At 74.9% G+C, this 17753-nt stretch carries 15 protein-coding genes; 6 read left to right on the top strand and 9 right to left on the bottom strand.

Annotated elements, in window-relative coordinates:
- Positions 1-26 precede the first annotated feature (26 nt).
- The 5 genes from ACZ3TI_RS10240 to ACZ3TI_RS10220 all read right to left on the bottom strand — a co-directional run bounded on the left by ACZ3TI_RS10240 (position 27) and on the right by ACZ3TI_RS10220 (position 7959).
- Positions 27-1361 (bottom strand): protein phosphatase 2C domain-containing protein, encoded by a 1335-nt coding sequence (locus tag ACZ3TI_RS10240; RefSeq protein ID WP_465725399.1) that lies wholly within the window; start codon positions 1359-1361, stop codon positions 27-29.
- 3 nt (positions 1362-1364) lie between these two features.
- Positions 1365-3896 carry a serine/threonine-protein kinase gene (locus ACZ3TI_RS10235; RefSeq protein WP_465725397.1) on the bottom strand — a complete coding sequence of 844 codons (2532 nt, stop codon included), beginning with the start codon at positions 3894-3896 and terminating at the stop codon, positions 1365-1367.
- 5 nt (positions 3897-3901) lie between these two features.
- Positions 3902-5269: a hypothetical protein gene (locus ACZ3TI_RS10230; RefSeq protein WP_465725395.1), complete on the bottom strand. Its 1368-nt coding sequence runs from the start codon at positions 5267-5269 to the stop codon at positions 3902-3904.
- Positions 5270-5478: 209 nt separating this feature from the next.
- The gene (locus ACZ3TI_RS10225) at positions 5479-6441 is read right to left on the bottom strand and encodes a glutamate ABC transporter substrate-binding protein (RefSeq protein ID WP_465725393.1); all 963 of its coding nucleotides are present in this window, start codon (positions 6439-6441) and stop codon (positions 5479-5481) included.
- Between the two features lie 21 nt (positions 6442-6462).
- Positions 6463-7959: a hypothetical protein gene (locus tag ACZ3TI_RS10220; RefSeq protein WP_465725392.1), complete on the bottom strand. Its 1497-nt coding sequence runs from the start codon at positions 7957-7959 to the stop codon at positions 6463-6465.
- A gap of 277 nt (positions 7960-8236) precedes the next feature.
- Between ACZ3TI_RS10220 and ACZ3TI_RS10215 the strand changes: the two genes are divergently transcribed.
- Together ACZ3TI_RS10215 and ACZ3TI_RS10210 are read left to right on the top strand one after the other, a co-directional pair.
- On the top strand, positions 8237-8812 hold the full coding sequence (locus ACZ3TI_RS10215) for a nucleosidase (protein ID WP_465725390.1): 576 nt from the start codon (positions 8237-8239) through the stop codon (positions 8810-8812).
- 100 nt (positions 8813-8912) lie between these two features.
- Positions 8913-9443: a DinB family protein gene (locus tag ACZ3TI_RS10210; protein ID WP_465725388.1), complete on the top strand. Its 531-nt coding sequence runs from the start codon at positions 8913-8915 to the stop codon at positions 9441-9443.
- Positions 9444-9506: 63 nt separating this feature from the next.
- Here the strand turns inward: ACZ3TI_RS10210 and ACZ3TI_RS10205 are convergent, their stop codons facing one another.
- Positions 9507-10439, bottom strand: a complete 933-nt coding sequence (locus tag ACZ3TI_RS10205) for a sigma-70 family RNA polymerase sigma factor (RefSeq protein ID WP_465725386.1) — start codon at positions 10437-10439, stop codon at positions 9507-9509.
- 106 nt (positions 10440-10545) lie between these two features.
- Between ACZ3TI_RS10205 and ACZ3TI_RS10200 the strand changes: the two genes are divergently transcribed.
- Both ACZ3TI_RS10200 and ACZ3TI_RS10195 read left to right on the top strand, forming a co-directional pair.
- Positions 10546-11325 (top strand): SDR family oxidoreductase, encoded by a 780-nt coding sequence (locus ACZ3TI_RS10200; protein ID WP_465725384.1) that lies wholly within the window; start codon positions 10546-10548, stop codon positions 11323-11325.
- A gap of 61 nt (positions 11326-11386) precedes the next feature.
- Positions 11387-11932, top strand: coding sequence for a hypothetical protein (locus ACZ3TI_RS10195; RefSeq protein ID WP_465725382.1), 546 nt, complete (start codon positions 11387-11389; stop codon positions 11930-11932).
- Positions 11933-11938: 6 nt separating this feature from the next.
- Here ACZ3TI_RS10195 and ACZ3TI_RS10190 read toward each other — a convergent pair whose 3' ends face one another.
- Positions 11939-12535 carry a cysteine hydrolase family protein gene (locus tag ACZ3TI_RS10190; protein WP_465725380.1) on the bottom strand — a complete coding sequence of 199 codons (597 nt, stop codon included), beginning with the start codon at positions 12533-12535 and terminating at the stop codon, positions 11939-11941.
- Positions 12536-12649: 114 nt separating this feature from the next.
- Here ACZ3TI_RS10190 and ACZ3TI_RS10185 point away from each other — a divergent pair, with 114 nt between their 5' ends.
- The gene (locus ACZ3TI_RS10185; protein ID WP_465725489.1) at positions 12650-13648 is read left to right on the top strand and encodes a GlxA family transcriptional regulator; all 999 of its coding nucleotides are present in this window, start codon (positions 12650-12652) and stop codon (positions 13646-13648) included.
- Entirely contained in the window at positions 13645-14073 is a 429-nt protein-coding gene (locus ACZ3TI_RS10180) for an alpha/beta fold hydrolase (protein WP_465725378.1), read from the top strand. Before ACZ3TI_RS10185 ends, ACZ3TI_RS10180 begins: the two co-directional genes overlap by 4 nt.
- Positions 14074-14249: 176 nt before the next feature.
- On the opposite strand, the gene ACZ3TI_RS10175 is transcribed toward ACZ3TI_RS10180, so the two are convergent.
- Positions 14250-15932, bottom strand: a complete 1683-nt coding sequence (locus ACZ3TI_RS10175; RefSeq protein WP_465725376.1) for a DUF885 domain-containing protein — start codon at positions 15930-15932, stop codon at positions 14250-14252.
- A gap of 60 nt (positions 15933-15992) precedes the next feature.
- Positions 15993-17597: an AMP-binding protein gene (locus ACZ3TI_RS10170; protein WP_465725374.1), complete on the bottom strand. Its 1605-nt coding sequence runs from the start codon at positions 17595-17597 to the stop codon at positions 15993-15995.
- Between the last annotated feature and the right edge of the window lie 156 nt (positions 17598-17753).

The following is a 17753-nucleotide window of genomic DNA, read 5'->3' as shown; positions in this document are numbered from 1 at the left end:
CGCCGTGGTGTGCGGCGGACGGCCGGTCAGGCCGCCGGCGGGTGCGGCGGCTGCGGCGGGACGGGCGGCACCACCGGCGGTGCCACCGGCGGGGCGGCCGGGGCGGCCGGGGCGGCGGGCGGTGCCGGGGGGACCGCGGCCGGCGCGGGCGGGACGGGCGGTGCCGGGGGCAGCGGGGCGGCGGGGGAGCCGATCACCGGGATGTCCGGCAGGGTCGGATCGTGGTCCTCCTCGTCCTCCGGGGCCGGCCGCGGGACGATCACGGGCAGGTCGAGCGCCGTGGGGGTCGGCTCGGCCGCCTCGACCGGGACGACCGGCGGGTCGATCGGCAGCACGGCGACGGTGATGTTGTCGTGGCCGCCGGCGGCGACCGCGAACTTCACCAGGGTCTGCGCCGTCGCGAGCGGCTCGGTGCGGGCGTCCGGCCGGACGTAGTACGCCAGGTCGGTGGCCGCCTCGGCGTAGTTCCACAGGCCGTCGGTGCAGATCAGCACCACCCCGGGGACGTGCGGGGTGAAGTCGAGGGTGTGCGGCACGACCTCCTCGGCGTCGGCGCCGAGCCAGCCGGTGATCGCGTGCGCCCGCGGGTCGGCGTACGCCTCGGCCTCGCCCATCAGCCCGGCCTCGACCATCCGGGCCGCCCAGGAGTCGTCCTGGGTGAGCCGGAAGGGCTCGGCGGCGGCGCGGTCGTCCGGGATCCAGTACGCCCGGGTGTCGCCGACCCAGCCGATGGTGACCCGCCCGCCCGCGGCTATCGCGCTGACGTAGGTGCAGGCGGGCGCGTTGAGGTCGGGGCGGGTGGGGCCGGCGCCGTCGGTCGCCAGGTCGGCGACGGCCTTGGCGGCGTCGGCGATGGCCGCGCGCATGGCCTCGCTCGGGTCGCGGCCGGCCTCCAGCGAGGTCAGCAGCGACTCGGAGGCGGAGTCGACGGCGGTCGCCGAGGCCTCGTCGGGACGGTCGGAGGAGGAGACGCCGTCGCACACCACGGCGACCACGACCGGCTCGCCGCCGGGCAGCGAGGTCGCGGCGACGGTGAAGCTGTCCTCGTTGCGGTGGTGGCGCACGCCGCGGTCGCTGACCCCGGCGACGCCTGCGAGCGCCTTCTCCATGTGGTCGCGCGGACGGGGCTGGGCGCCGCCGCAGCCCTCGCAGTAGCCGTCCGCGGCGACCTGCGGCTGCCCGCAGTGCACGCAGACCGGCCCGCGCTGCTGCGGTACGGCCTCACCCCGGGCGGCGGCCCAGCCCGCGGGCATCGCGCCCGGGGCCGTCCGGCCGTCCCGACTGGTCCCGCAGGAGCCGCAGTAGGCGTCCTCCGGGTCCATCGGCTCGGAACAGCTCGGGCACTCGGTCTGCTGCGGCATCGGCTACACCCACGTCCTGGGACGGGCGCGGTTGGCCCGTTCCACCATCTCGATCCTGGTCTCCGCCCGGTCGGCCAACCGGGCGAGTACCCGGTAGGACTGTTCCAGGGCGAAGCGCAGTTCCCGCTCCTGCGCGGGACGTCCCAGTACCACCAGCCCGGCGGCCTGCGGCGCGCCGGCGGCCTGCGGCGCGCCGGCGGATCCGGCGCCGAGCCAGCCGAGGGCCGCGCCGAGCACCTCGACGGAGAGCTCCTCGCGGCGGCGGTCGTCCAGCCGCAGCGCGGTCAGCTGCGCGGAGCTCGCGTCGAGGTCGGCGGCCAGCTCGTCGGTGGCGGGCCGCTCGCGCAGCCGGGCCCGGACGGCGGCGATCCGGGCGGCGGTGTACTGGCTGGAGGTGGCCGGGACGGACTCCAGGACGCGGACCGCCCCGGCCCGGTCGTCCTCGGCCAGCCGGACCCGGGCCAGCCCGAAGGCGGCGCTCAGGTAGGCCTGGTCGGTGGCCCACACCAGCCGGTAGAACTCGGCCGCGTCGCCGCCGTCGCCGAGCAGTTCGGCGCAGATGGCGAGGGCCAGCTTGGGCGCGGCCTCGCCGGGGAAGGCGTCGTAGACGGCGTCGAAGGCCTCGGCAGCCGCCCTCAAGCTGGTTTCGGACGAGGCGTCGGTGGCCCCGACCAGGGCGGTCAGGCCGCGGTACCAGACCACCCTCCAGTCGTCCGGGTGGTCCTGCTCCAGCTCGCCGAGGCGGGTCACGGCGTCGCGGTGGCGACCGAGTTCGAGCAGGGCGCGCAGTTCGCGCAACCGGCTCTCGACCGAGACGGCGGGGGCGCCGGCCAGGGCGGTCAGCGCCTCCTCGGGGTCGGGGGAGAGCAGGGTGGCGAGGAAGCCGGCGTTGGGGTCGCCCGGGTCGACCCGGGGGATGGGCAGCGCGAGGGCGGCGGCGGCCGGGTCCAGGGCGGTCACCCGCAGCTGCCCGTCCTGTTCGGTGGGAAGAACCAACTCGGTGTCCACGACGCGCAGTTCGGGGCCGAAGAGGGTGGAGAGCGCGGGGTAGGGCCGGTCGTTCCGGAGGGCCAGGATCTCCCGCAGCACGCCGGTCAGCTGGTCGGCCATCTCCTCGGCGGAGGCGAAGCGGCGGACTGGGTCCGGGTCGGTGGCGCGGACCAGGAGGCGGTAGTACGACTCGTACCGGGCGAAGACCTCGACGTCCTCCGGGCCGGGCAGCGAGTCGCGGTAGACGGTGCTGTAGCCCTGGAAGTCGAAGGTGAGCACCGCGAGGGTGCGGGCCACGGTGTACAGGTCGGAGGCGGGGGAGGGGCCGTCGGTGGCGATCTCCGGCGCCTGGTAGCCGATGGTGCCGTAGATCGGGCCGTCGTCGTCGAGGCGGCGGACGGCTCCCATGTCGATGATCTTGAGCGTGTCGCCGCTCTGGATGGCGTTGTCGATCTTGAAGTCGCAGTACACCAGGCCCCGGCCGTGCAGGTAGCCCAGGGCGGGCAGCGCCTCCAGCGCGTACGCGATCGCCTGCTCGACCGGCAGCGGCTCGCGCCGGCCCTCCGGGGTGCGGCGGTCGTTGGCGATGTCCTTGAGTGACTTGCCGCCGACGTACTCCATCACGATGTAGCCGTCGGTGGCGCCGGTGCGCAGGTCCGGGTGCTCGGCGAAGTTGATGATCCGGACGATGTTCGGGTGGTCCACCTCGGCCAGGAAGCGCCGCTCGGCGACGGCCGCGGCCAGCGCGTCCTCGTCCCCGGTGTCCAGCAGGCCCTTGAGCACCACCCACTTGTCGTCCAGCCGCCGGTCCACCGCGAGGTAGATCCAGCCGAGCCCGCCGTGCGCCAGGCAGCCCACCACCTCGTACTGCCCGCCGACCAGGTCCCCGCGGCGCAGCTTGGGCGTGAACGAGTACGGCGTGCCGCACTTGGTGCAGAAGCCGTCCGGGCGGCCCGGGCGGCCGTTCTTCTCCCGGCCCACCGGGGCCTCGCACTTGGAGCAGAACCGCTTGCGCTCCGGCACCTCGGGGTCGGCCAGCACCGCCTGGGCCGGGTCGGCCGTCGCGACGGTCGGCACGGTCACCAGGCCCGCGCCCAGCCGGTTGCGGGTGCCCGCGCTGACGCTGCCCCTGGTCCGTACGGAGACCGAACGGCTGCTGCCGGTGCGGGTCGAGCGGTGCGAGCGGGAGCGTCCGGACATCGAGCGGGCCGAGCCGGTGCGGGCCGACATGGAGCGGACCGAGCCGCTGCGGCCGGAGTCCGCGGAGACCCGGGCGGACGGGACGTAGGGCTGGGTGCGGCCGGTGTCCGCGTCGGGCGGGGTCAGACCGCACTCGTCGCAGTAGCCGTCGGCGTCGATGCTGCCGGGGCAGTCGCGCGGGCAGGCCGAACCGGTCCCCGCCACGCCCCCCGCCGCTCCCGACGCGGGTGCCCCGGGTGTCGCCGTGGTCCCGCCCGCCGGGGCCAGTCCGCACTCGTCGCAGTAGCCGTCGGCGTCGATGCTGCCGCTGCCGGAGCACTCCGGCCGTACGCAGGTCCCGCCCATCAACCTCAGCCCCCCTGAACCTGTCCGTCGACCGGCGCCCCGCCGGCCGCCTCCTGAGCCTGCGCGGCCTCGGCCTCGGTCTGGGCCGGTCGCAGCGACTGCTGGAACCGGGCCACCGCGCCGGCCGCCGCCCGCAGGTCGCACGGCGCGCTCCACAGCAGCCAGCGCGCCTTCTCGTACCGCTCGATCACTTCCGGGTCCTCGGAGACCCGCAGCCGGGCCGCCATCGCCTTGTAGGCGTCCAGCCGCCCGCGCAGCTCGGCCCGGACGGCCAGCGGCTGGGTCACCTCGGTGAGCGACTGCCGGGCCCGGGCCAGCTCCTTGGCGGCGGCGTCCTCCAACGCGTCCAGCAGCGGCGCCAGCCGCCCCCACTGCCCGGCCTGGCGCAGTTCCAGCGCCGCGACGATCCGCTCGCGCAGCGCCGAGGCCGGGCCCGGCACCGCGGGGACGTCGCTGGCGGCTATCTTCGCCAGCACCTCGCCGCGGGCCCGGCGGGCCTCCGCCAGCGTGGCGTCGGCGCGCTGCAGTAGGTCCCCGACGCCCTGCAGCCGCTCCTCGGCCTCGTCGCGCAGCCGCAGCAGGTCCTCCAGCTCCAGCCGGACGCCGTCCAGCGCCCGCCCGGCCCGGTCGAACCGCTCGGTGTCCACCACCCCGGCGGGGCCGGCGAAGGCCGAGCCCTCCGGCACCGTGCCGCGCTGGGCGGGCACCCGGGCCGGGCGCCACAGCGCCAGCGGGTCGCCGCGCACCTCGGTGCGCAGCTCGGTGAGGTCCTTCTCGATCCCGGTCAGGCCGTCGCCCAGCGGGTGGGCGCCGGACCGCACGCCGAGCGAGCCGGCCAGCGTGCGCACCCGGTGGAGCTCGGCCAGCAGCAGGTCGATCCGGGCCGGCAGCGCCGACCAGACCGCGTCGGCGGCGCTGACCACCTCCAGCACGGTGGCGTACCAGGAGTTCATCCGGACCATCAGCGCGTCCAGGCTGATCCGCTCGACCAGCTTGGCGGGCGCGCCGAGCAGCTGCGGCCCGTCCGGCACCGCGCCGCCCGGGACGGTCACCGCGTCGCCGGTCAACAGCTCGCTCAGCTCGGCGAGTTCGGGCCCGCCGGGCTTGGCCTTGCGGGCCCGTACGGCGCGCGCCGAGGCCAGCGCCTCCGAGTAGCGGTCGAACAGCGCCCAGAGCAGCGGCAGGCCCTTCCCGGCGACCGACCAGCGCTCCAGGGTGCGCCCGGCGAGCTCGGCGCCGTCCAGCAGCCGCAGGCCCGGGTGGTCCTGCAGGGCGAGCAGCGCGGACTCGACCGCGTCCCGCTCCGCGCCGAGGCGCGCGAGCGCGCGGTCCACCTCCTCCCGGCTCAGTACCGGGCCAGCCGATGCCGCCACCGCGGTGTCCTTCCTTCCTCGCGTGCGATCCCGACCCGCACGACGTGCGCGACGCGTGATCCCACGACAACCCCCGTGTCCACCACCGGTCTCCCCGCGGTGATCGTCCCGAACCCTAGCCGGTGGCCGTCCGGGCGGAACGGGCGCGGGGCGTCAAGACCGTGCCGACGCCCCGGACCCGTCCGCCGCGGACGTGCCCCGTCCCTGCCTCAGTGCGGGGCCGGCCAGTAGCGGTCGGCCTCGTTGAGCATGTACGGCTTGAGCCAGTGGTCGTACGAACGGGCCCAGTCGCCGCGCGCGTAGTAGTCGGCCAGCACCTGGTTGACCCGGGCGGTCAGGTCGGGGCTCTCCTTCAGCATGGCGACGCCGATCACCTCCGGCTGCGCCTCGCCGTCCACGATCCGCACCGTCTGGTCCTGGGCGGCCTGACCGGCCGCCAGGCCGTTGTCGGTCATGGTGGCGTCGACCTTGCCGAGCTGCATCAGCACCAGGCAGTCCAGCTGGTTCCCCACGGTGACGACCTGTCCGGCGGTCTTCCTGTCGTTGACCACGGTGAGGGCGGTGGAGCCGTCGGCCGCGCAGACCGTCCTGCCCTTGATCGCGTCGTCGATGTTCTTCGCCGGGGACGCCTTGGGCACCAGGACGCGCTGGCTGATGTTGAAATACGGCTTGGAGAAGGCGACGTCCTCCATCCGCTTGCAGTTGATCGTCATGGTGCGGACGATCAGGTCGACCCGGCCCTTCTTGATGGCGTCGACCCGGTCGGCGGTCGCCACCGGCTTGAGCACCACCTTCTCCGGGTCGCCCATGATGGCGGCGCCGATCGCCCGGGCCAGGTCGATGTCGAAGCCCTCGATCTGACCGGTGTTCGGGTTGCGGGCGCCCCAGCGGTAGCTGTTCTGGTCCACGCCGATCACCAGGCTGCGCTTGGCCTTGACGGCCTTCACCGCCGGGCCGTCCTCGGCACTCGGCGGCACGCTCTTGTAGACGTCGCAGTCGGCCTCGTCCTGCTGGGCCGCGCCCACCGCGGTCGTGGCGGTCGTGGCGGTCGCCGCCGTCGGTGCGGCGCCGACCGGGCCGCCCCCGCCGAGCACGACGGCTCCCGCCGCCAGCAGCGCCAGGGCGGCGGCGGGCCTGGTCGGTACGGTTCGCGTGACGGTTCTCTTGCGCATCGGTCGTTCCCCCTCTGCCGGTTACCGGTACTCGGCCAGTCGCCGGCCCAGGCCCCGCAGCGCGGCGGCCGCGGCCACCAGGCCGAGCAGCGCGACCGCGACGGCGGTGGTGCGCAGGTCCCCGCCGGTGCCCTCGGCGGACTGCCTGAACCGGTCCTGCTCGATGTCGGCGGCCCGGGCGAGCGCCCGGTCGGTGGCGTTGAAGGCGGCGTCGGCGGTGGGCGCGCCGGCGTCGGCCGTCACGGTCGCGTCCAGGGCGCCCTGGTAGTCGGCGTTGTCGACCTCCAGCTTCCGCGCCGCGTCGTGCCGCTTGTGCCACTGGTCGAACTGCTTCACCGCGTCCCGGACGTCCTGCTCGGCGGCCGGCGGCGCGAGCCGGACGGCCTCCGGGAGCGAGCCGCTGCGCCGCTCCGGCGGGACGTCCTCGGCCGCGGCACCGTCCAGGTGTTCGGTGGCCTTCGTCCACTGGTCGGCGTACTTGGTGGTCGAGCCGCGGGCGACGAAGTGCAGGTTCTCCGCCAGCCGGGCGGTCAGCACGTCGACCCGGGCGTAGTTGAGCGCCCGCAGCGGGGTCGCGCCCTCGCTGTCGCTGCGCTTCAGCGCCGCGTTGGTGGTCAGCCCGGTGACGGTCAGCCAGAGCGCGCCGGCCAGCACGGCGGCGGTCGCGCCCAGCAGCCCGACGTTGAACACCCGGTTGGTGCGGCGGAACAGCGTCAGCTGCACCCAGGCCAGCGCCGCCAGGGTGACCACCGCCAGGCCGTACGCCCCCCACGGCACCGCCTTCGCCGCGGCGTAGTCGTCCGCCAGCTCCTGGTTCTCGGCGGCGGCGAGCTCGGCGGCGGCCGGCAGCAGGACGGTCTGCATCTGCTCGGAGGCGTACCGCAGGTAGGCGCCGCCGAGCGGGATGCCCTGCCGGTTGTCGGCCCGAGCGGTCTCCACCAGGCCGGCGTACTGCGGGAGCCGCTGGTTCAGCCGGGCGAGCGAGTCCTGCGCGGGGGAGGTCGAGGTGGTCCGGGCGGCGGCCTCGGCGACCAGCCGGGCGGCCGTGGCGAGGTCCTGCTCGTAGCGGTCCCGGACGTCCTTCGGCTCGGCGCCCGCCAGCAGGAAGCCGCTCGCCGCGGTGGTGGCGGCATCGGCCAGGTTGCGGTGGATCTCGGCGGCGTCCCGGCTGAGCGGCTGGCTGTACGAGACCACCCGGTCGGCGGCCTGCGCCCTGGTCTCCAACTGCCAGGCGGTGAGCCCGCCGAAGGCCACGGTGACCACGGCGAGCACCGCCCCCGCCAGCCGCAGCCGGCCGGGCGCGGTGCGGGTGGCCTGCGCGAGCCGGGCGCGGACGCCGGTGGCGGCGAGGGCCTGGGGGCGCCGGGCGGGTGGACCGCCGGGTCCGGGCGCCGACTGGCCGCCGCCCGGCTTCACGAGCGGTGCCGGTGCTCCCGGTGCTCCCGGCGTTCCCGGCGGCTGGTTCGGCCGTGCCGGGATCGCGGCGCCCGGTGCGCCGTTGCCTACTGGTGTCGCCACCCGCCTCATCCTCCCCTGGAGCCGGGCCCGTTCCCCGGGGCCCGACCGATGGCAGCAGTATGGCCGTGACTCCCCCCGGCCACACCCGACTTGCGCCGGACTTGAGCATGTCGTGCACGGTTCCCGCGCGCCCCCCGCACGGCTGGTACGGGGAGGTGGCGAACCGTCCGACGCGGGCCGCACCCTACGCGGTTCCCCCGACCGGGCGGAGCGCGGGGGTCCGTTTGTGGGCGCGCGCTCCCGGGTACAGCGCCCCCTCGCTCCGTACCATGGGCACATGCGCCTGCTTGGAACGATCTCGCCCGACCGCCCGCTGCTCGTCCTCGCCGTCCGCGAGGAGGCCGCCCACCTGGACGACCGACTGCCCGTGCTGCTCACCGGGATCGGGAAGGTCAACGCCGCCGCCGCCGTGGCCACCGTCCTCGCCCGGGGCGAGAAGCCCTCCGAGGTGATCAACCTGGGCACCGCCGGAGCGCTGCGCCCCGGCTGGGAGGGCACCCACCACGTGGTCCAGGTGATCCAGCACGACCTCGACACCGACACCCTGCAGGCGCTCACCGGCCGCCAGTACGGCGCCCCGCTGGTGATCGGCAAGGGCGACGGACCGGTGCTGGCCACCGGCGACCTGTTCGTCTCCGACGCGGCCGCCCGCGACCGGCTCGCCGAGCACGCCGACCTGGTCGACATGGAGGGCTACGCCGTCGCCACCGTCGCCCACCGGGCCGGAGTGCCGGTGCGCCTGGTGAAGCACGTCAGCGACGAGGCCGGGGACGGCGCGGGGCACACCTGGCGGGAGTCGGTCGACGACTGCGCCCGGCACCTCGCCGCCTGGGTGGCCGCGCAGGGCTGGTGACGCGGTCGGCCGGTGGCGCGGTCGGCCGGTGATGCGGGCGGCCGGTGACCGGTGGTCAAAGTCGGTGCCCCGGACGGTCGGTGATGGCTAGGGTGGCGCGGTGACCCAGAACACTGACCGGAACACCGAGCCGAGCAAGCTCTCCGACTCCCGCCCGCCGAGCATGAACGCGGACGAGCCGACCACCCTGCTGGCCTTCCTCGACTACCTGCGCGACGCGGTGATCGCCAAGGTCGACGGGGTCCCCGACGAGGACGCCCGGCGCCCCGGCGTCGCGTCCGGCACCAGCCTGCTGTGGCTGGTGCGGCACCTCACCGTGGTCGAACACAACTGGTTCGTGTGGGCCTACCAGGGCGAGGGCGAGAAGCCGCGCGAGTCGGGCGGGGCCCCGCTGGACGGCGCGACCCTGGCCGACGAGGTCGCCGCGTACCGGGACGCGATCGCCCGGTCCAACGAGGTGGCCGCCGCCGCCCCGGACCTCGACCGGCCCGGCGTGCGCTCGCTGCGCCCGGACGTCGCCGAGGGCCCGTCGCTGCGCTGGGTGCTGGTCCACATGATCGAGGAGACCGGGCGGCACGCCGGGCACGCGGACATCATCCGCGAGCAGCTGGACGGCACGGTCGGGCGCTGACCGTGCGCCGAGGGGGTGGGAAGGCGGTCGCTTCCCACCCCCTCGCCGTTCCGGCGAGCCCGGTCAGCGGTCCCGGAAGTCCGAGAGGTCCAGCGCGGCCAGCCGCTCGGGGTCGGTGAGCACGTCGATCGCGACGATCGCGCCGTCCACGACCGTGAACGCCATGATCGACAGCGCCCGCCCGTTGTCGCCGATGACCACGGCGCCCGCGGTGCCGTTGACCAGCGCCGGGCGTGCGAACGGCGACAGCGTGCCCCACAGGACGGCCTGGCCGGCCACCGTGGCGGCACCCGAGAGCACCACCGTGTGCCGGGCCATGACGGCCCCGCCGTCCGAGCGCAGCACCACGTCCGGGTCGAGCACCGCGACCAGTGCGTTCAGGTCCCCGTTGCGGGCGGCGGCGAAGAAGGCGTCCACCGCCAGCCGCTGCCGCCCGAGGTCCGGATCCGGCGCGGGCGCCTGCCCCTGCACCTTGCGGCGGGCCCGGCTGGCGAGCTGGCGGGTGGCCGCCGCCGTCTTCTCGATCAGCGGGGCGATCTCGTCGAACGGCACGGCGAACATGTCGTGCAGCACGAAGGCGACCCGCTCGGCGGGCGACAGCGACTCCATCACCACCATCAGCGCCAGCCCGACCGAGTCCGCGAGCATCACCTCCTGCTCGGGGTCCACCACGCCCTCGCGCCGCAGCAGCGGGTCCGGGATGCGCGGCGGGCCCGGCTCACCGCCCGGACCCGTGGGCTCCAGCGGCTCCTCGCGACGCTGGGCGCGGGCGCGCAGCAGGTTCAGGCAGACCCGCGAGACCACCGTGGTCAGCCAGCCGCCCAGGTTCTCCACGTCGGCGGTGTCGGTGCGGTCGTACCGCAGCCACGCCTCCTGCAGGGCGTCCTCGGCCTCGCTGATCGAGCCGAGCATCCGGTACGCGACCGCGCGCAGGTGCGGGCGCTGTTCCTCGAAGAGCACGGCCCGGGCAGATTTCTCGTCCACCGCGTCGTCCACGTGTCACATTCCTTCGTCGCCGGGGGTCAGGGCAGCAGGAGCAACCCAACAACGGCTGCGGCGGGGAGATCAACTCCCCGCCCGGGACGAATCGGAGACGATCGTGATGAACGACCTCATCCTGGTCACCGGCGGCACCGGCACCCTCGGGCGGCAGGTCCTGCCGCTGCTGCGCGCGGCCGGGCGGCCGGTGCGGGTCCTCAGCCGGCAGGAGCGCGCTGCGGCCGACGGCGTCACCTACGTACGCGGCGACCTGCTCGGCGACCCGGCCGAGGCGGCCGCCCGGCTGGACGAGGCGCTGGCCGGCGTGCACACCGTGCTGCACCTCGCGGGCGGCCCGAAGGGCGACGACGACGCCACCCGGCTGCTGGTCGCCGCCGCGCAGCGGGCCGGGGTGCGGCACCTGGTGTACATCTCGGTGATCGGCGCGGACCGGATCCCGCTCGGCTACTTCCGGGCCAAGCACGCCGCCGAGGAGGCGGTGGCCGGTTCGGGCCTGCCGTACACGGTCCTGCGGGCCGCGCAGTTCCACGACCTGGCGTTCACGGTGGTCGAGAAGATGGCGAAGCTGCCGCTCGTCCCGGCGCCCGGCGGGGTCCGCTGGCAGCCCGTGGACGTGCGCGAAGTCGCGGCCCGGCTGGTGGAGTTGGCGCTGGACGGGCCCGCCGGGGCGGTGCCCGACCTGGCCGGCCCGACGGTGTACGAGATGGGCGAGCTGACCAGGCGCTACCTGGAGGCGCAGGGCCGCAGCCGCCGGCAGCTGCCCGTCCGGGTGCCGGGCAAGGTCGGGCGCGCGTACCGGGCGGGGGACAACCTCGCCGCGCCGGGGGCGGAGCACGGGCGGCGGACCTGGGAGGAGTTCCTCGCGGAGCGGCTGGCGGCGTGAGCGCTCGCCGGCTCCGCCGCCGGTACGGGTGCTGTCGGCGGCGCACCGTAGGGTGGCCGCCATGTCCCTCCTCGACGCGATCCGCGCCAACCCCGCCGCCCTCGACCACCTGCTCGTCCACGGGGAGTTCGACCCCACCCTCACCTACGAGCACGTGGAGGAGGTCGTGCTCGCCTCCGGCGCCCCGCTGGAGCGGGTGGCCAAGGACGGCGCGGGCGGCACCTACTTCCTGTGCGGCGAGGGCGGCGACGAGCGGCCCGTGCTGTACGCCGACTCCGAGGGCGGCGCGGCCCTGCTGGCCGTCGGCGTGCCGGAGCTGGTCCGGCTGATGCTGGCCGTGCCGTGGTGGCGGGACTGCCGTCGGCTGACGGTGGAGGAGAGCGCGGAGGCGGCCCGGGACTATCTGGAGGCGGAGGAGGAGTACCGGGCGGACGAGCCCGACCTGTTCGTCAGCCGGGACGCGGCCGCTGCCGCGCTCGGCGTCGAAGTCCCGTCCGAGGCCGAGGCGCTGGCGCGACTGCGGGAGGTCGCCTTCGGCCTCGGGCCGTCGTACGTGCTGCTCAACGCCGAGGAGGGCAGCGCGTACGACCCGTTGTTCACGGCCTGACCGCCCTCACGCCCCGGCCGCCGCGAGGACCTTCTCCGTCGTGACCACCTTGGCGAACCGCATCGCGTGCAGGGTGGTGGCGGTGGCGCGGGCGAGCTCGGCGGCGGGGACGGTGGTGCCGTCGGGCCCGGTCATGTCGAAGGAGTGCATGGCGTCGGTCGGGAAGATCGCGTCGTAGCCGAGGTTGCCGGCCATCCGGGCGGTGGTCTCGTTGCACACGTTGGTGATGATCCCGGTGACCACCAGCTGGCGGGCGCCCCGCTCCTGCAGCCAGGCGTGCAGGTCGGGGGTGCCGTAGAAGGCGCTGTTGACGGTCTTGGTGATGTGCAGCGCCGGGGTGACGTCGGCGACGAAGTCCTTCAGCTCGTACCCCGGCGTGCCCTCGACCAGCGGACCGGCCTTGGAGGCGTGCTGCACGGTGACGATCGGGCGGCCGGTGGACTGCCAGGCGGCGATCAGCTCGGCGATCCGCTGCTCGGCCTGCGGGTTGTCGCGGGGGCCCCAGAAGTCGTGGTCCTCGAAGCCCTTCTGGACGTCGATGAGCAGCAGGACCGCGTCGGAGTCGAGGGTGAGCGGGGCGTCGAAGGCGTCGGTGTTCGTCATGCGTCCATCGTGCTCGTCCGCGGACCGGAGCCGTGATGGGCAGAGATGCCACCCATCGATAGATTCCTGCCAACGGCCGGCACCGGCCTGCCATAGGTTTCTGCCATGCGAACGGTGGGCTGCTTGATCTTCGACGGTGTCCGGGCCTTCGACTACGCGGTGATCGGCGAGGTGTGGGCGAACCGGGCCTCCCGGCCCGGGCTGCCCGCCTTCGACCTGCGGGTCTGCGGCCCGGAGGGCGCCCGGGTGCGGCTGGGCGGCGGGCTGGAACGCGTCCCCGACCACGGACCGGCGGCGCTCGCCGACTGCGACCTGGTGGTGGTTCCCGGCGTCGAGGACCCGGGCGCCGTGCGCGACCCCGCCGTCCTCGCCGCCCTGAGGGCCGTCCGCGCCCGCGGCGTCCCGATCGCCTCGCTCTGCGCGGGCGCCTTCGTCCTCGCCGAGGCCGGTCTGCTCGACGGCCGCGAGGCCACCACCCACTGGGCCCACACCTCCGAACTCGCCCGCCGCTTCCCGGCGGTGACGGTCCGTCCCGAGGTGCTCTTCACCGGCGGCGACGGCCTGTGGACCTCGGCGGGCGTGGCGGCGGGCATCGACCTCTGCCTCCACCTCGTCCGCACCGCCCACGGCCAGCAGGCCGCCGCCACGATCGCCCGCGCCATGGTCACCGCCCCCTTCCGGGCCGGCGGCCAGGCCCAGTTCATCCCCACCCCCGTGCCGGCCCCCACCGCCGACGACCCCCTCGCCCGCGTCCGCGCCGCGATCCTCGCCTCCCTCGACACCCCCTGGACCGTCCCGCGGATGGCCGCCGCCGCGCTGATGTCCGAGCGCACCTTCGCCCGCCACTTCACCGCCACCACCGGCACCACCCCCACCCGCTGGCTCCTCGACCAGCGCGTCCTCACCGCCCAACGCCTCCTGGAGGAGACCGACCTCCCCGTCGACACCATCGCCACCCGCTGCGGCTTCACGTCCGCCGTCTCCCTGCGCCCGGTCTTCACCGCCAGGGTCGGCGTCGCCCCCCGCGAGTACCGTCGTGCCTTCCGCAGCTCGGGGGGATCAACGCGTACCAGTTCGCGGCCCGGCGCCCGGAGCGGGTGGAGGCGGTGGTGAACGTGGAGGCGCCGGTGGTGCTCGGGCTGGAGGGGCCGCACCCGCTGGCGTTCCTGCTGAACCTGCCGTACGAGGCGCCCACGCGGGACGGGCTGGTCGCGGCGCTCGGGCCCGCCGGGCCGTTCTTCTCGGACCGGCTTCGGGAGAGCGCGGACGGCGGCTGGCGGCTGCCGTTCCACCCGCGGGACATGTACGACTCGGAGGAGCTGGTCCACGGCGACCACTGGGCGGACTGGCTGGCGAGCAGCTGCCCCGCACTGCTGGTGCGCGGCACCGAGGGCGTGATCCCGGCCGGGCAGGCGGCGGAGATGGCCTCCCGCCGGCCCGGGACGGTCGGGGTGGAGCTGGTCGGCGACCACCTGCTGCCCGTCACCGCCGCCGACGAACTGGCGCGTACGGTGCGGGAGTTCCTGAAGTCCCTGTGATCCGGCGGGGGAGGGGCCGGGGGCCGGGAGGGGTGGCGGCCCTCAGCGCCGCCACCCCTCCTGCCTTCTCGGCACCGGGACGGTGGTTCGTTGAGCCAAACCCCTCGGTGGGGTGAAGTCCGGTGGGGATCTCCGTGGGGTTCGGCGGGGTTCCTGTGGACGGTGGGCAGCGGTTGCTACAGGGCGGCGAGCCGGTCGACCAGGTCGTCCAGGCCGAGGGAGCCCTGGGCGAGGGCCTTCATGTGCCAGGTCTTGAGGTCGAACGCGGCGCCCTGGCGGCGGCGGGCGGCTTCGCGGCCCTGGAGCCAGGCGCGTTCGCCGAGCTTGTAGCCGATGGCCTGGCCGGGCCAGCCGAGGTAGCGGACGATCTCGCTGTCGCGCATCTCGGCGGGGCTGCCGTTGTGGGCGGCCATGAACTCCGTGGCGAGTTCGGGGGTCCAGCGCTCGCCGGGGTGGAAGCCCGAGTCCGCGGGGATGGCCAGGTCCAGGTGCATGCCGATGTCGATGATCACACGGATGGTGCGCAGCATCTGCTCGTCGAGGAAGCCGAGCCGGTGGGCGGGGTCGTCGAGGAAGCCCAGTTCGTCCATGAGCCGTTCCGCGTACAGCGCCCAGCCCTCGACGTTGGCGCTGACCATGCCGAGGGTGGTCTGGTAGCGGCTGAGCTCGTCGGCGAGCGCGACCCACTGGGCGAGTTGCAGGTGGTGGCCGGGAACGCCCTCGTGGTGCCAGATACTGACGAGCTGCCAGGTCGGGAAGGCGTCCCGCCCGAGGGTGGGGAAGTAGGTGCGGCCGGGGCGGCTGAAGTCCAGGCTGGGGCCGGAGTAGTACGGCGAGGCGGCGCTGCCCGCCGGGGCGATCCGGGACTCCACCCGGCGCAGCGGTCCGGAGATGTCGAAGTGGGTGCCGTCGAGCGCGGTGATCGCCCGGTCCATGATCGACTGCAGCCAGTCGCGGATCGCCTCCTCGCCCTCGACCATGGGGCCCTGCTCCTCCAGGTGCCGCATCGCCGCCGGCGTTCCAGCGCCGGGCAGGACGCGTTCGGCTTCGGTGCGCATCTCGGCGGCGGTCCGGTGGAACTCGCTCCAGGCCCAGGCGTAGGCCTCGTCCAGGTCGACGTCGGCGCCGGTGTGGTGGCGGACGGCGGTCCGGTAGCGCTCCCGGCCGACGGCGTCCGGGGTGTCGACGGTGGCGGGTGCGTAGGTGTCGCGCAGCCAGTCGCGGAACTCGGCGACGGCGGCGGTGGCTCGCAGGGCGGCGGTGTCCAGTTCGCCGCGCAGCCGCTCGGGGCCCGGGGCGACGAAGTCGGCGAACCAGCCGGAGCCCGGGGTCTCCTCGCCGGTCCAGGCGGTGAGCTGGTCGATGACCGCGGCGGCCTGGCGGGGTGCGACGAGCAGCCGTCGGCTCATCCCTTCGGTGAGGGTGACGCGGTACCCGTCGAGTGCGGCGGGCACGTTGCGCATCCGGCCGGCGACCGTGGCCCAGTCGTCGTCGGTGTCGGTCGGCATGTAGGTGAAGATGTCGCGGACGTGGTGGACGTGCGCGCCGATGTTGCGCAGCTGCCGGAAGTTCTCGCCGGAGTCGTGCACGGCCAGCTCGGCGGTGAGGCGTTCGCGGAGCAGCCGGGCGCAGGTCAGGTCGGCGGGGTCGGTCGAGGCGGAGGCGGGGAGGCCGTCGAGGGCGGTGAGGGTGCGGCGGGCGATGTCGGCGAGCGCCTCGAATCCTTCCGGGGAGAGGTCCACCTGCCGGTCGTCGCCCGGGTGCAGGCCCAACCAGGCGGCGTCCAGCGGGTCGTGTGCCGCCACCTGGTCGAGGTGACGGTCGGCGATGGTGCGAGCGGTGATCGTTTCATCTGCCATGGCGCCATGATGGCGTACCCGTCGGGGGCTGCCCCGACGGGTACGCCACCCCGGCTGTGGTCAGCCCGCGTGGGCGCGCAGCAGCTTCTTGTCCGGCTTGCCGACCGCCGTCAGCGGGATCTCGGCCAGGACCCGAAGGGCTTCCGGTGCGTAGATCCGGCCCTTGTGGGCGGTGACGAACGCGCGGATGTCCTCCAGTTCGGGCAGCTGCCCGGGTACGGGGACGACGGCGACGTGGACGTGCTCCGCCTCTTGGGCGTCGCGCACCCCGTAGACCGCGCACTGGGCGATCGCCGGATGGGTGAGCAGCAGTTCCTCCACCTCGGCGGGGTAGACGTGCCCGCCGACCACGATGATCTTGTCCTTGAGCCGGTCGGCGAGATAGAGGTAGCCGTCCGCGTCGAGGTAGCCGATGTCGCCGGTGTTCAGCCAACCGTCCTGCAGCACCTCGGCGGTGAGGCCGGGCCGCTTCCAGTACCCGGCCATGACGCCGGCCGAGCGGACGTGGATCTGCCCCTGCTCGCCGGTCGGCAGCCCGGTGCCGTCCTCGGCGCGGATCTCCACCTCGACACCCGGGAGGGGCCGGCCGACGGACAGCTGGCCGCCGTGCCCGATCCGGTCGTGCTCGTGCGGGGCGAGCATCGCGATGTTCTGCGCCTCCGACTGCCCGTAGCCGCTCAGCAGGATCGGCCCGAACACCTTGATCGCCTCGCGCACCCGGGACGGCGATGCGGCGCAGCCCCCGTACGAGATCCGGCGCAGGCTGGACAGGTCGGTGCTGCCGATCGCCGGGTGGTCCAGCAGCTGGTAGAGCAGCGGCGGAAGGACCCACAGGTCGGTGATGCGTTCGCGCTCGATCGCCGCCAGCACCTCGCCGGCGTCGAAGGAGCGCTGGATGACCACCGAACCGCCGTGGTGGAGCGTCAGGTCACAGAAAAAACCCGCGAGGTGGGCGAGGGAGGTGGCGGCGAGGAAGCGCGGCGGCTCGGCGTCCGGGGCAGCGCTGCCGTACGGGAAGTCCAAGGCGCCGCGGTACGGGCCGTGCAGGCTGCGGATGCCCTTCGGGATGCCGGTGGTGCCACCGGTGTGGCGGATGCCGTGGTCGTCGTCCGGGCGGATCCGGACGGCGGGCGGCTCGGCGGGATGGCGGGCGGAGGCGGCGAGGACGTCCTCGCCGATGACGTCCTCGGCGATGACGTCCTCGCCGATCGAGTCGGCGTCGGGGCCCGGGCCGAGGGTGAGGACGGTCGGCACGTCGACCAACGGCAGCAACGCGGCAGCCACGTCGTACCGTTCGGCGTCCACGAGCAGGACGGCGGTGTCGACGCTCGCGGTGATCCCGGCGAGGGTCGGCGCGCTCATGCCGTCGTACAGGCTCACCACCCGCGCCCCCGCGAGCCCCGCCGCGTAGCGGGCGCTCAGCGCCTCTGCGGTGTTGCCGGTCAGCAGGGTCACGGTGGTGCCGCGGGCCGCGCCCCGGGCGAGCAGCTCGTGCGCGAGGCGGTAGGTGGCGGAGGCGAAGTCGCCGGCGGTGATCACGGTGCCGTCGGCGGTGGTGATGGCGTGCCGGTCCGGGTCGGCGGCGAGGGAGCGGAGGACCAGGGCCGGGGCGCTGATGAACTCCGGTTCGTCGGTGGCTACTTGGTCTGTGTAGTTCGCAACCATACCGTCAGGGTAGCCCCGTCCGTCGCGTCCGGTAGGGGGCTTTCCCATGCGTCAGGCGGTGGGTGCGGGCGGCGCGACCATGCCGCGAGAGTCGAGGAACTCGCACCGCACGTCCCCCCCCAGCGCATGGACACGAAGCCGGGCAGCGCTTCCACC

Source organism: Kitasatospora sp. NPDC023120 (assembly GCF_055560835.1).
Note: the sequence above shows the minus strand (reverse complement) of the source record. Positions and strands in the feature narration are given on the sequence as shown.

Bases quoted from the DNA above. Each gene is read 5' to 3' on its own strand.
- ACZ3TI_RS10240 (WP_465725399.1), bottom strand. From the start codon at position 1,361: ATGCCGCAGCAGACCGAGTGCCCGAGCTGTTCCGAGCCGATGGACCCG.
- ACZ3TI_RS10235 (WP_465725397.1), bottom strand. From the start codon at position 3,896: ATGGGCGGGACCTGCGTACGGCCGGAGTGCTCCGGCAGCGGCAGCATC.
- ACZ3TI_RS10225 (WP_465725393.1), bottom strand. From the start codon at position 6,441: ATGCGCAAGAGAACCGTCACGCGAACCGTACCGACCAGGCCCGCCGCC.
- ACZ3TI_RS10215 (WP_465725390.1), top strand. From the start codon at position 8,237: ATGCGCCTGCTTGGAACGATCTCGCCCGACCGCCCGCTGCTCGTCCTC.
- ACZ3TI_RS10200 (WP_465725384.1), top strand. From the start codon at position 10,546: ATGAACGACCTCATCCTGGTCACCGGCGGCACCGGCACCCTCGGGCGG.
- ACZ3TI_RS10195 (WP_465725382.1), top strand. From the start codon at position 11,387: ATGTCCCTCCTCGACGCGATCCGCGCCAACCCCGCCGCCCTCGACCAC.
- ACZ3TI_RS10190 (WP_465725380.1), bottom strand. From the start codon at position 12,535: ATGACGAACACCGACGCCTTCGACGCCCCGCTCACCCTCGACTCCGAC.
- ACZ3TI_RS10175 (WP_465725376.1), bottom strand. From the start codon at position 15,932: ATGGCAGATGAAACGATCACCGCTCGCACCATCGCCGACCGTCACCTC.
- ACZ3TI_RS10170 (WP_465725374.1), bottom strand. From the start codon at position 17,597: ATGGTTGCGAACTACACAGACCAAGTAGCCACCGACGAACCGGAGTTC.